Origin of the sequence: Acinetobacter sp. 5862 (genome assembly GCF_024494585.1) — a bacterium.
Lineage (GTDB): Bacteria > Pseudomonadota > Gammaproteobacteria > Pseudomonadales > Moraxellaceae > Acinetobacter.
The window spans coordinates 22,435-35,150 of record NZ_JANHGP010000023.1 but is presented as its reverse complement, the minus strand read 5'-3'; the positions used below and the strand labels follow the sequence as shown (position 1 = coordinate 35,150).

14 protein-coding genes and 1 pseudogene are annotated in these 12,716 nt (G+C 41.8%); 9 read left to right on the top strand and 6 right to left on the bottom strand.

Annotation, left to right across the window (positions count from 1 at the left end):
* Nucleotides 1-153: 153 nt before the first annotated feature.
* The 3 genes from rpmB (at nucleotide 154) to NO346_RS04340 (ending at nucleotide 2,497) form a co-directional block, all read left to right on the top strand.
* Entirely contained in the window at nucleotides 154-390 is a 237-nt protein-coding gene (gene rpmB, locus NO346_RS04350) for a 50S ribosomal protein L28 (RefSeq protein WP_004649871.1), read from the top strand.
* Between the two features lie 12 nt (nucleotides 391-402).
* Nucleotides 403-558: a 50S ribosomal protein L33 gene (gene rpmG / locus NO346_RS04345; RefSeq protein WP_003654787.1), complete on the top strand. Its 156-nt coding sequence runs from the start codon at nucleotides 403-405 to the stop codon at nucleotides 556-558.
* A gap of 223 nt (nucleotides 559-781) precedes the next feature.
* Entirely contained in the window at nucleotides 782-2,497 is a 1,716-nt protein-coding gene (locus NO346_RS04340) for a cation:proton antiporter (RefSeq protein ID WP_256414393.1), read from the top strand.
* A gap of 114 nt (nucleotides 2,498-2,611) precedes the next feature.
* On the opposite strand, the gene NO346_RS04335 is transcribed toward NO346_RS04340, so the two are convergent.
* From NO346_RS04335 to NO346_RS04320, 4 genes and pseudogenes are all read right to left on the bottom strand, one after another.
* The gene (locus NO346_RS04335; RefSeq protein ID WP_005162460.1) at nucleotides 2,612-2,791 is read right to left on the bottom strand and encodes a zf-HC2 domain-containing protein; all 180 of its coding nucleotides are present in this window, start codon (nucleotides 2,789-2,791) and stop codon (nucleotides 2,612-2,614) included.
* Nucleotides 2,785-2,883: pseudogene (locus NO346_RS04330) on the bottom strand (RNA polymerase subunit sigma); the annotation flags it as partial. The pseudogene NO346_RS04330 and the gene NO346_RS04335, both read right to left, overlap by 7 nt.
* A 1,129-nt stretch (nucleotides 2,884-4,012) precedes the next feature.
* Nucleotides 4,013-4,753 (bottom strand): hypothetical protein, encoded by a 741-nt coding sequence (locus NO346_RS04325; RefSeq protein WP_005403709.1) that lies wholly within the window; start codon nucleotides 4,751-4,753, stop codon nucleotides 4,013-4,015.
* Nucleotides 4,754-4,755: 2 nt separating this feature from the next.
* Nucleotides 4,756-5,691, bottom strand: a complete 936-nt coding sequence (locus NO346_RS04320; RefSeq protein ID WP_256414392.1) for an AraC family transcriptional regulator — start codon at nucleotides 5,689-5,691, stop codon at nucleotides 4,756-4,758.
* A gap of 122 nt (nucleotides 5,692-5,813) precedes the next feature.
* On the opposite strand from NO346_RS04320, the gene msrA reads away from it, so the two are divergent.
* The 4 genes from msrA to NO346_RS04300 all read left to right on the top strand — a co-directional run bounded on the left by msrA (nucleotide 5,814) and on the right by NO346_RS04300 (nucleotide 7,929).
* On the top strand, nucleotides 5,814-6,302 hold the full coding sequence (gene msrA / locus NO346_RS04315; RefSeq protein WP_005006250.1) for a peptide-methionine (S)-S-oxide reductase MsrA: 489 nt from the start codon (nucleotides 5,814-5,816) through the stop codon (nucleotides 6,300-6,302).
* 27 nt (nucleotides 6,303-6,329) lie between these two features.
* Complete coding sequence (locus NO346_RS04310) at nucleotides 6,330-6,566, top strand: glutaredoxin (RefSeq protein WP_005006251.1); 237 nt, start codon at nucleotides 6,330-6,332, stop codon at nucleotides 6,564-6,566.
* Between the two features lie 31 nt (nucleotides 6,567-6,597).
* Nucleotides 6,598-7,038, top strand: a complete 441-nt coding sequence (msrB, locus tag NO346_RS04305) for a peptide-methionine (R)-S-oxide reductase MsrB (RefSeq protein WP_005006253.1) — start codon at nucleotides 6,598-6,600, stop codon at nucleotides 7,036-7,038.
* A 228-nt stretch (nucleotides 7,039-7,266) separates the two neighbouring features.
* The gene (locus tag NO346_RS04300) at nucleotides 7,267-7,929 is read left to right on the top strand and encodes a peptide-methionine (S)-S-oxide reductase (protein WP_005028456.1); all 663 of its coding nucleotides are present in this window, start codon (nucleotides 7,267-7,269) and stop codon (nucleotides 7,927-7,929) included.
* 187 nt (nucleotides 7,930-8,116) lie between these two features.
* On the opposite strand, the gene NO346_RS04295 is transcribed toward NO346_RS04300, so the two are convergent.
* Entirely contained in the window at nucleotides 8,117-9,088 is a 972-nt protein-coding gene (locus NO346_RS04295; protein WP_005028453.1) for a sensor domain-containing diguanylate cyclase, read from the bottom strand.
* A 371-nt stretch (nucleotides 9,089-9,459) separates the two neighbouring features.
* On the opposite strand from NO346_RS04295, the gene NO346_RS14890 reads away from it, so the two are divergent.
* Entirely contained in the window at nucleotides 9,460-9,636 is a 177-nt protein-coding gene (locus NO346_RS14890; protein WP_153310265.1) for a hypothetical protein, read from the top strand.
* A 69-nt stretch (nucleotides 9,637-9,705) separates the two neighbouring features.
* Here NO346_RS14890 and NO346_RS04285 read toward each other — a convergent pair whose 3' ends face one another.
* A complete protein-coding gene (locus NO346_RS04285; RefSeq protein WP_000257537.1) occupies nucleotides 9,706-10,992 on the bottom strand; it encodes a GAF domain-containing protein in 1,287 nt (428 codons plus the stop codon).
* 1,087 nt (nucleotides 10,993-12,079) lie between these two features.
* Here NO346_RS04285 and NO346_RS04280 point away from each other — a divergent pair.
* A complete protein-coding gene (locus NO346_RS04280) occupies nucleotides 12,080-12,634 on the top strand; it encodes a carboxymuconolactone decarboxylase family protein (protein ID WP_000088799.1) in 555 nt (184 codons plus the stop codon).
* Nucleotides 12,635-12,716 lie beyond the last annotated feature (82 nt).

Below are 12,716 nucleotides of genomic sequence, written 5' to 3'. Positions count from 1 at the left end.
ATCTATCACACTAGATCATGTCCTGTTTTTACCAAATTCGCTTGTCTTTTAATCGTATTTTTGGTATAAAACGCCCCTTGAATGATTTCATCCGTTTACTTGAATGGCTAGTTGCACGAAACGGTGCTATATAAACTAGCAATGGAGTTCACCATGTCTAAGGTTTGCCAAGTTACCGGCAAGCGTCCTATCGTTGGTAACAACGTATCGCACGCAAACAACAAAACCAAACGCCGGTTCGAGCCGAACCTGCACCACCACCGTTTTTGGTTAGAAAGCGAAAAGCGTTTTGTACGTCTTCGTTTAACCACTAAAGGTATGCGTATTATTGATAAATTGGGTATTGAGAAAGTTGTTGCTGATCTCCGTGCTCAAGGTCAAAAGATCTAAGGAGTCTGAACAATGCGTGATAAAATCCGCCTCGTTTCTACAGCTGGTACAGGTTATTTTTATACCACTACTAAGAACAAACGTACTATGCCGGAAAAAATGGAAATCAAAAAATTTGATCCAAAAATCCGTCAACACGTAATCTTCAAAGAAGCTAAAATTAAATAATTTTAGTTTTCTTAAAAAAACGACTTCAACTGAAGTCGTTTTTTTTTGCTAAAAAAATGTTTTAGCTAAAATAAAATGAATCACTATTTCATAATTTTTTTTGATAAATAAAAAAATTGTCATCAACAAATCCGATTTTACTTGTTACAATTTATTCGCTGTTTTCTTGGCATGTTTTATGCTGAATTATTTGTACCTTAACCGCAATGATTAAGGAGTTTCGATGCCTCATGATGTTGATTTAATTATATTACTTGCTGTTGGTTTTGGTATGGCCCTTATTTTTGGCTATATCGCAGCACGTTTACGTCTACCACCATTAATTGGTTATTTGGTAGCAGGTATTATTATAAGCCCTAACACCCCAGGTATCGTGGCAGATATACATCTCGCCAATCAACTTGCCGAACTCGGGGTAATGTTCTTAATGTTTGGCGTAGGGATGCATTTTTCCCTCAATGATTTATTACTTGTTCGTCGTATCGCCCTGCCCGGTGCGATTTTACAAATCGCTGTAGCAACACTCTTAGGTGCCGCTGTATCTATGTTTTGGGGCTGGAGTTTTGGTTCTGCACTGATTTTTGGTTTAAGTTTATCGTGTGCAAGTACCGTAGTATTACTCAAAGCACTGAGTGATCGTGGTTTACTCGATTCTGTCAATGGCAAAATTGCAGTGGGTTGGCTTTTGGTTGAAGATCTTGTTATGGTCTTGGTCTTAGTTTTATTACCTGCAATAGCTGTTCTACTTGGTGGACACCCATTAGCTGGAACGGATACCTCTCAAAATATTTGGATCACCATCGGCCTAACATTACTGAAAGTAACAGGTTTTATCGCCTTCATGCTGATTATTGGGAAGCGCTTAATCCCGAAAATTATGCAATTGGTTGCTCGTTTAGGTTCTCGTGAATTATTTACACTTACCGTCGTTGCTGCTGCCGTTTCGATTGCTTATGGTTCTTATGCGATCTTTGGTGTCTCAATGGCATTAGGTGCTTTCTTTGCCGGCATGGTCGTAAAAGAATCCGATTTCAGCCATAGAGCAGAAGAAGAGACGCTTTCATTGCGTGAAATCTTTGCGATCTTATTTTTTGTTTCAGTGGGAATGTTATTCGACCCAAAAATTTTAATTGAACAACCTTTACATATTTTAGCTGTCGTTGCCATTATCATGATTGGTAAGACTTTAGCAGCAATGGCTTTAGTTTTATTCTTCCGCTACCCAATTAACACAGCTCTCACTGTAGGCGCTAGTTTGGCACAAATTGGGGAGTTTTCATTCATTTTAGCAACATTGGGCTTGTCACTCGGTCTACTCACCCCAGATGCACAAAACTTGATTCTTGCTGGTGCGTTATTTTCAATAACTTTAAATTCATTTGTATTTTCAGCGATTGAACCCGCTCAACGCTGGATACGAGAACGCTCACATTTAGCTCGCTTATTAGAACGCAGTGGCGACCCGCTTGCCATGCTTCCAGATGAAGTTGATCAAGCTTATTTACGTGATCAGGTGGTGATCATTGGCTATGGTGGCGTAGGACGCCGCATTAGTGAAAACCTGATGCAACAGAATATCAAGGTCGTGATTGCTGAAGAAAATCGTGAGATTGTTGAAAAACTGCGTGCCCAAGGAATGGCTGCCGTAAGCGGTGAAGCGACTGAACCTTATGTACTCATACAAGCCCATATTCAGCATGCACGCTTATTGGTTATTTCCCCTATGGATATTTTAGATATTCATCGTATTGTCGATATTGCAAAGCAATTGAATCCTGAGATTCAGGTCTTGATCTGTGCTGAAAGCAAGGAAGAGGCTGCTGTTATTCGCGATGAAAATATTGGTGAAGTTTTCTATGCGAAAGAAGAAATGGCGAAGAATATGAGCCATCATATCCTGAACCAAATTGAGCTTGCTCATCAAAGTACGTTACATTAACAATCTATTTTCAAATTAAAGCATCTAATACCAATTATTCAGATAGTTGGTATTTTTTATCTTTTAAATTTCAGTCTTATGATTTAAAGCTAACATCCAAATACTTAATAACATTTAACCCTCGTATTTGCTCAATGCTTTTGAAAGCTGACGAAGTGTTTTGATTTGTTTTCCATAACGGCGACAAGAACGACAAGCAAATAAATGTAATTGTAGATTGCTCTGCTCTATAAACTGAAGTGGTCTATCCTGTTTCTCGGAAATTAATTGTGTTGCTTGTCGGCAAGTTAGCATGCGCAATCCCCCTTAAGTAACCATTTATTTTCTAGACATTCACGTAATCTAGTTCGGCTTCTATACACCAAGACATTAAAATTTGAGACAGTAATCTCAAAACACGAACTTAAACCCAATTAACTCTTATTAAATAGATGAAAATAGAGACTACGCCCACTGTAGACACAATGAACAGAATTAAAGTCATTCCAATGAGTTAACACCTGAACGATGCTAAATAGCATTTAAAGAAAACCCCAACGGGTGGGCAGCATCAATACCGTCCGAAATGTATAGATTAAATATTTGTGGTAGTATTGCGCGCAATTGGAAATCTCTTAATCAAGCTAGAAGAGTTTCGTTGTTTGATGCTCACGCTCAATGTATCCAAATATTTAGTCATAGCATCTGTTCGATCAGATCAATCGGTTGCGCTTTGCCTAAAAATGTTTGGACATACATCAGTGATGAATTGTTACTTTAAGTTTATTTCCCACTATTTGTCATAAATAGTCTATTTTCTAATCCGCTCAATCATTTTATTAGGTTGTTTAACACTGAATAAAGGCATGATTTTTTATGAATATTGAAAAAACTCAGACACCACGAATCAGTGTTGCACCCATGATGGATTGGACAATAAATTTAAAATATATATTAAATATCAATAATTTATAAAAATATTAAAATTCCATGGCGTAAAATTGGTGTAAGTTTAATCTTTTGTATCAAAACTTAATCCCTCAACATTCTCACTCCCAAACAATGATTGACGATCTAACGCTCCAGAACCAAATCAGGGATCTGGCTTTAGCGAGTCGGAGCGAACCGACCGATGGTTGGCGTACCGAAGAGCTTGACCCTAAGTTGTGGAACGGTTGGCGTAAAATGATTCAGGGGGACCGGCTAGAAATCGCTGAATACGATCTGACGGCTAAGGTTAGCCAAGGGGACTCTCCTAGTGACAAGCCCGGAGTGGTTGAAGGTCTAAAACAAAGAATAAGGGCTTACAACTTTAGTAAACAAAGGACGTCATCAATAGCAGTGATATAAAAAGTTATCTTTGCCGCCCCGATAAGGCTTTACGGGGCGACTAAGTCTCACCCAACCGACAATTCCGATAGTTTCAGAATAAGCTTTGAGTTTTCTAAGATTGGAATTACTACACCACAGCACGTACTCGAGATACTACAAATAGCTTTTTGGTAGGACCGATACCGAATAAATATCCATAATACATCAGGAGAAACTTTTTTTAATTTTCTGTAACCGGTCATAAATCAGTGGCGGATAATTTGCATGATATTCACCACACTCTGGGCAATGCTCTTGTTTTAGGTACGCTTGATTGTCGAGATCTTGATAAGGAAAAACGCTGAAGAGAAGTTCGTGCTGCATAAGCGTTTTATAAAAACTCTTATGATAAGGTGCAATCTCGCTGTCTTTGATTTTGTCGAAATATAGGTCAACGCTGTTCAAAATGCTCATAATTTCTTTAACCCCGTCGAACCTTAAAATGTCGTCATCTTTGTGAATATCAACATCTAAGCTCTCTAGATCCTCAATGAAACATTTAATCGCTCGCCGGGAATGCAAAAGGATCATTTGCGACTTGCCATCAATCATCTTTTCCTGATCGTAGCTAAAATTTTTAATGTTTCTTTCGACGAACATATAAAGTTCGTGAAGCTGATTCAACTCGTGCCTCAGTTGCTCCTTCGTATATTCCTTTTCGATTTGCTGATGGAGGATGCCATTAGCGTCAATCTGAGCTTTTAACACCAGAAAGAGAAGCACTGAACCCAGAATTTGTAGAAATGGGCTTGAAATACCTCCAAGAACATCTCCTATTTCGCCATAACCTTTCAAATATTGCAGCGGAAGAAGAGGTGCAAACAAAGGGATAAGCAGGCAAGCCGCACCACCAATGACTATGACCCAGAAAGCTATTTTGGTAACAGGAGAGTTATAGATATTCATTTTTACACCTTTTCAGAATTTTCTTTTCTGTACGCACTAGGAGTTACGCCAATTTTTTTCTTAAATAATTTTTGAAAGTGTTCATGTGCCGGATACCCAATGGCTTCACTCACTTCAGGAACAGATTTACCGGTTTCTTTAAGCAGCTGCTTCGCTTTTTCAAGCCGACAATAGGTTAAATAATCAAGAGGTGTCATGCCAGACAGTTTCTTAAACTTAACGCTGTAGTTCGTACGCGACATTCCAGCAATCTCAGCGAGATCGTCAAGACCCCATTTTTTATCGAGACTATGATGGATAGCTTCCAAGGATTTGCTGAGTTGCGGATTTTCGATCAATTTGAAAAATCCTACATTTTTGTTGGATTTGTACATGTGAATTCTTAACGCTTGCACGAAGATAATTTCGGTCAGCTTCCTGACTAGCGTGTTGCTTCCAGGAAGCCCTGATTTTGCTTCCTGCTCTATAATACTTAAAAGCATGGTAAGCCAAGGCGAGTGGGAGTTCTCAGTACTCTTGATATGCACGACGTTTGGCAGCGAATTTAAGAATGGATGATCGGGTCCGCCATCAAAACAAAAATGTCCGCAAACGACGTTTGCTTTGAGCTTGCTCTGATCACCATATTCCAGAACTTGAGTTTCAGTGAGGTTGGCCTTGGATCTAAATTCGACCGCGGGCTCGGCCTTGATTTTTGGTGCACTGGTCATGGTGTGCTCCATCCCTTTGAATAAAATCAAAATATCGCCTTGCTCCGCCAAAGCCTTAAGTTTAAGTTTTGGCACCTCGTACCAAAACTCGCCATGGGTCACGATGTGAAATCTCGCTAGATTCTCTTCCTGCGGGAGACTGATGCCCCAGTCTCCTGCAAATGATGTTCTATACCAGTAGCTACTAGTAAGCTCTACCTTATCTAAAATCTCACTGAGAACATCCATACTTAGCTCCTACGCAAACTGTCTAATAAGTCACATTATACGAACTACTGGGCATGTTATATCTATTATACATGCTGTAAAGTCAGTTTAATCAGTAAATAGATAAAAACCAAGGAGGCTTTATGAAACTAAATTATGTGATCGTTGCCGGAGGGTGTTTTTGGGGTCTTGAAGACCTCCTTAGGAATCTGGACGGCGTGACGTCAACAAAGGTGGGCTACTCTGGCGGAGATTTTGATGATCCTACCTACGCCGATATTAAAACAGGGAAAACGGGTCACGCCGAAGCTGTTCGCGTGGAATACGACCCAGACGAAATATCTCTCGAAGAGATTCTACATTACTTTTTCAAGATCCATGATCCAACTACGAAGAATCGCCAAGGGAATGATGTTGGATCTTCGTATCGCTCTGCTGCGTTCTATCGTGACGATGCCCAGAAAGCGATTATCGAAAACGTGATTGAGGAGGTCAATGAGATCGGTCGCTTCGAGAATGAAGTAGTTACGACCGTCGCCTTGGAAAAAGAATTCTACGACGCTGAGGCATATCATCAAAACTATTTGCAAAGGAATCCCAACGGATACTCTTGCCATTTTGAAAGAGACTAAACCATAAACCAAATGAAAGAGGAAATTATGAAAACACTTAAGAATGTTGTCATCTATACGAAAGACCATTGTCCATTTTGCGCACGCGTAAAGAATTACCTAACTTCTGAAAAGGTTGATTTCAAACAAATTCGCGTAGACGACGATCCGAAGACTTACTTGGAGTTGAAGGAAAGAACAAATCTTCAAACTGTTCCGCAAGTTTTTGTGGATGGAGAATTCATTGGCAGTGCTACAGACTTCTTCTCGTGGATTGATGGCTAAAGAGCAAGCCCTAAAATAAAGGATCAAATATATGTTCAATTGGAAAAGCATTTACAGCTACCTCGATAACGGCACTCCAGCACCTCCCAGAAAAGTTGAAAGGAGCGAGGAAGAGTGGAAAGAAATTCTGACGCCCGCGCAATTTCGGGTTATGCGAATGAAAGGCACCGAACGCCCGCACACGGGAGGACTCTGTTCATTTTATGAAGCAGGTAGATACGCCTGTGTTGGCTGCGACACCGAACTCTTTGACTCGAACCTAAAGTTCGATTCGGGAACGGGATGGCCGAGTTTTTCTGAGCCTGTCGCCGACAACGTAATTCAATATGAACTGGATACGACGTACGGGCGCAGAATCGAAGTGTTATGCAATGTGTGCGAAGCCCATCTGGGGCACGTTTTTCCAGATGGCCCTGAGCCATCAGGGGTCCGATTCTGCATTAACTCTGAGTCATTGAAGTTTGTAGAATAATTTTTAAATTGAGGAGTTTTATGAAAGTGAACCTTTTGGAAAAAGAAGCCGTTGTGTGTTGATCAAGCTGTTCGGTCATAAAGACTGCCATAAAACCAAGATTTACCATTCGTACTTGACAGAAAAAGGGATCCAGTTTGTTTTTTGGATGTTCATGAAGACGACCGTCGGCTGCTGCTGATCTGCGAATGGGAGTGGCTACAATTCTTAAAAAGTTAGGTGAAAAATATGTCGGATCTAAAAATGAATAAAGAAGACGATGTTGAAAGCTATGAATTTGCGACCCCTGAAGCTATCGAAGAAGCATTGAAAACCGGAAAACTTAGTCAAACGGTTTTTGGCACGGGCTGCTTTTGGGGACCGGATTCAAATTTTGGAGGGACGCCGGGAGTAGTGCAAACACGTGTTGGCTACGCTGGAGCATCAACTCTGGATCCGAGTTACCGCAACATCAAGGGACACGCCGAAGTCGTCAGAGTGATCTACGATAAAGACCAAATTAGCTATAGAGAACTTCTTGGAGGTTTTGAGTCATGGTTTGTTCATGTCAGAAAGCAGGGTCAGTATCGCCAGATACTTTTTGTCTTTGATCAGGAGCAAAAACAAGTCACTGAAGAACTGATCCAAGCGATTGGAAAGGATAAGTCTCCCGAGGTGATTGAAGCCGGACAACAAAATGGTTATTTTTGGCCAGCCGAAGATTACCATCAAAAGCATCGTCTTCGCAGAAACAAACAGCTTGTAAGTCTTGCTGAAGTAGATTTCGGTCCTCGCTGGGATGAACATCTGTATTTTACTAAATTGAATAGTACCGACAGAAAAGGCTTCAGTCTTTCAAACTGGTTAAAAAAGTTGTCTCCGCAAATGCAGAAAGCTTACCGAATCGGCTAATCTGAAATTGTGCTGGCTAAAGCACTCTATTTTCGCTACGCAATCAATGTGCCGGCCAACTTTAAATAGAGTCCCACAGTGTACAAAGAAGCTGTGCAAGTGGCATTTTACCGATGTATTTAAACGGACTAATTATTGCCCATATGAGACCAGCTTATCTACCAGTTGTTAGGTGATCCCCCTCAAATTAACAGAACACACTGGTTTGATTGCGGCCTTGGGCTTTAGCTTTGTATAACATCTGATCGGCGGCTTCGAGCAACTGCTTTTTGTCGTTAAATAAATCAGCGCTGGCCAAACCGATGCTGACCGTTAATTGTCGTAATGGCCATTCATGGTTAGCCACTACCAGCCTTAATTTTTCCAGTGTTTTATTGGCCGACACGATGTCTGTGCCTGGCAAGATCAGCACAAACTCTTCACCACCATAACGGGCGAAAAAGTCATAGTTCCTGCTGTTGCGCTGAAACAGACCTGCTACCAGGCTCAGTGCCTGATCACCTTCGGCATGTCCATAGCTGTCGTTAAAACTTTTAAAGTGATCAATATCAATCAGCGCCAACACAAATGACTGGCCTGTTCTTTGCCTGCGAGCAAATTCAGCTTCAAACCTGAGGTCAAATGCTCGTCTGTTGTTTACCCCTGTCAATGCATCTGTCATGCTGGTTTTGTGTAGTTGTTCGCCGACTTTTTTCAGTTCAAGTATGGCGATCACTTGCCTGGACAGAGCCTGTAAAGAGCTTATCTGCCGCTGATTCAGCTGCTTAGGCACATGATCATAGACACAAATTGTACCTATCACTACACCTTCGGGATCAATCAGCGGCGAGCCAGCATAAAATCGGAAGCCAGGCTCAGTAACCACCATCGCATTAGTACTGAATCTGGGATCTAAAGTCGCGTCAGGGACCACCATTACCGCATCAGGTGTTTCCATGGCATACACGCAAAAGGACTCTTTAATTAATACAGAGGTACCTGAAATACCAACTTTGGCAATTAAATTCAGCTTTGTGTCATCGATTCGCGTCACTATAGCCACCGGCACATCGCAGATATAACGCGCCAGTTCAGTGATATCCCGCAGGTTCTGATCTGCTTCAGCAGGATCTTTTAGTGTGGTTTCTGCAATAGCTGTTGGAGCTAAACTAATGGTCATATGCTTCTCCGTTTTTCTGCTGCATTTTTCAAAGATCCTGCATGGAAAAATGAATTAAGCCGTTGATTTAACTCTAGCATAGATCTGTCAGACTTGAAGTTATCCCTGTAGCATTGGTGTTGTTTTGTACAATAGTTACCTGCTTGATTTGAGTTTTAGCTGTATTTATAAACTTTTGGCTTTTCCGGTCGCAGGCTCTATAATTTGCTCGTTTAAATCCAACTCTTCGTCTAACGTCATCTATTTAGTGTGCATGCGGCCTCCGGAGCATTTTCCGTGGCTTATTTTACCGAAGCATCGGGATTGCTAAATAGAGCTGAACGCTGTAATGCGCTTTCGAACTGAGCTTTCCGTAACTTCGGCATTAGTTCATGTACCTTGCTTACTGGATGTTGGTTGACGCGCAGCAGCACGTCCGTCAGATAATCGTAAACGTTAATAGCAGTGTTGACCTTGCTTTGAATGACGCCAACATGCTTAGCACCAAGCTCCGTTCAGCAGAATCACAGCCAGTTTTTCAGTTATCCCAAGTGTCACTCTCAGATTAAAGGCCGCCATACCGGATGTAGTGCCAACAAGAAAACTAAAACACAACTTCGCTGATCATCGCTGAGTGTTTATAAATCGTCTCCCATCACCGGTATCGATAAGCAGATAAGCCTGGTTATGCCATTAGCAGTTCTTGAAGCATTCCTGCTTTCAATGTCGTCAACGTGATCACGATTTGAGTTGAGATAACGACTCTGTTGCTGAAGACTCTCAGTTAATTGCCACTCACCAGATTCAAGAACAGCACCCGCTAACTCGGCACATACTGTTGCAAAACCATAAAGCGCTTGATTATCGCGGGTAAAACGCAGCGGCATCGTCTGGCCTTTTACAAGAAGGGACCATTCCAAAACTCTGTACTTACCTTTTAATCGGTTACTGACAAAAATAGTTATACTTGTACCGCTGGCGCCAACAACTAAAAAGCTCGTGATAGCTAGTCCTATCAGAGACCATAACTCTGGTTTCCCACTTAGTAACAGTGGATTAGGCAAATGACTCCTCAAAACGAGATCAGCACCAAGGGTCAGCGCTGTTTTATACACTGCTTGTTCTAATAATGGAGTTGCATTGACCAGTGACGCAACAGCATCACAACTATAAGGTTCTAGAACTGCCGTAGCTCTCAACCATTCTGTTTCATGGGCAATCGCCAACAAATTTGACCAAATTCGAACCAGTGCCGCTATATGAATGGAGTTTTCATCAGTCAGGACGGTTTGATTAAGCTGCTTATCCAGTTCCTGATGCCAGTATTGGTATTGGCTTGTCAAAAGTACAAACAACTCAGATTGAAGCAACTTATTATTAGTTACCGGTCTTATCCTATTTGACATCTCATTGAATAGTTGTATAAATTTTTTGTCTGCTTGTTGCTCACGCTTTAGCAGATCTTGCTGTTGTTGAAGCATCTGTAAATCGTATTCAATGGCCTGCTTAAAAAGTGTGAGTAAGGAACAGTGTTGTGATGCCCGATCTGGGCTTGAAAAGTCCAACATACACAAAGTACCGAAAGTTTTTCCGCTAGGCCAAAGCAATGGCAGGCCATAGTAATAACTAAAGCCTGCTGCAAATGTTGGGTTATTGTTTTCATATCGGGTACCGATTGCATTTTCAACTAGTAATGGCTGGTTACTGGAAATGACTTGGGAACAATAAGTGTTAAGTGCCAATGGAACAGGTTCACCGCAATAAAAAGTTGGTACTGACACACTGCCAACAGCCTGACAAATTTCGTTTTTATCTAATCGATTAATCAGCACACAAGGCACTTCCGCGACTTGAGCCATCGAGTTTACAATGCCTTGCCAGCGCTCTAGGAGCAGAGCGGTTTCTATGCTCAAATCTACTGCCATTTGTTCCCTCAGTATTTAAATAGTCCCCTTTTGCATCATTCGATCTTGTTTATCTCAGAGTATCAAACAGGAAACAAAGTGATTGATGTCAATCAGGGAATTAGCAGCATTGATGCATTAAGCGGCGCACATACACTCTAAGTAAAGTGCTTAAGTCTGATTATGGCAAGAAATTGTTACTTTGTCAGGGATAGTCAACACTTTATTAGCGAGAGACTTGCTTGGCTGACATTTAAGACAAATCGCGAGATTCCAAATCTGCCACCAACAGTCGGAACTGAGTAACTCACTTGAGCTTTAAAAAGTAAAGCATTGAAATATTTATGGTATTTATACATCCTACCTAGCTCACAGCAGAGTTTAGCATCGTGCATTAATATGACCTTACACTAAAAATACGTACTAGTTGACGTCTATCAAACTCGTTTACGAGATAGTGTAGTGGTCGACAAATTTTGGCCACATCGTTATTGCCTAATAACCGATGCTCTCTTTAAATGCGAAATGAGTAGTGCACGCATTTTTAGCCTTTTGGCAAAACGTTGATGTCTCGAAATTTTCAAGCGCTGTGCCTTGTTTATTTTCAGAAACGTCTGCTTTCAGTGAGTTCCTGATGCTCGGGCGCTCTAAATTATGGGTATAGACAATCTGATTTGCCCTATATTTGCAGTTTTTCGTGAACCCTTAATTTCACAACTCTTTTAATCTGATATCCAAAGTCTGCATCCATATATAGCTCCTACGTAAACTGTCCAATAGGTCATGTTATACGAACTATTGAACATATTATATCTATTTTACATGCTGTAAAGTCAGTCTAATCAGTAAGTGGATGAAAACTAAGGAGGCTTTATGAAACTAGATTATGTGATCGTTGCCTGAGGGTGTTTTTGGGGTCTCGAAGACCTCCTTAGAAATCAGGACGGCGTGACGTCAACGAAGGTGTGTAGTGGCACTGAAATGGCGACTGCGCAAGACGTGAAGATGAGCTGTCTGATAGCAACGGATTATCAAGCAGAACCTTCTTAAATACAATTTATTCCACGCCAATACAGCGTGCTGTCTTTCAAATCACTAGGAGAAATTTATGTCACGTTTGAACACCCCTACCACAATCGACGCCGCGCCTACTGCTACCCATACCTCACTCAAGGCTGTGGAAAAACAACTGGGCCGCGTTCCTAACATGTTCCGCGTCGTTGCCAACAGCCCTGCTGCGCTGACTGGCTACCTGCAATTGAGCGCAGCATCAGCACAGGGCGGCTTGGGTACAGCGACTCTTGAGCGTATTGCCCTAGCCGTCGCTGAGATCAACGGCTGCGATTATTGCCTTGCTGCCCATTCCTTCCTAGGCCGTAAGGTGGCCAAGCTTGATGATGCTGAACTCACTGCCAACCGCAGCGGTGCATCAAATGACCCTAAGGCCGACGCAGCCGTGCGTTTTGCTGCCGCCGTAGTCCGCCAGCGCGGGCAAGTCAGCAATGACCAGGTCCAAGCGGTGCTGAACGCTGGCTACAGTGATGCACATGTAGTGGATATTCTGTTGGCTGTTGCCCTGAACACTTTCACTAACTACGTTAACGAAGTGACACAGACCGAGGTCGACTTCCCGGCCGTTCAACCACTAGGCATTGATGTCTAATCCATTGGTGCTCAACTACAGCAATTACCTAAGTTAGGTTCGACTCGAGTAAACATATAGTTTTTCTCAAGAGTCATATCAT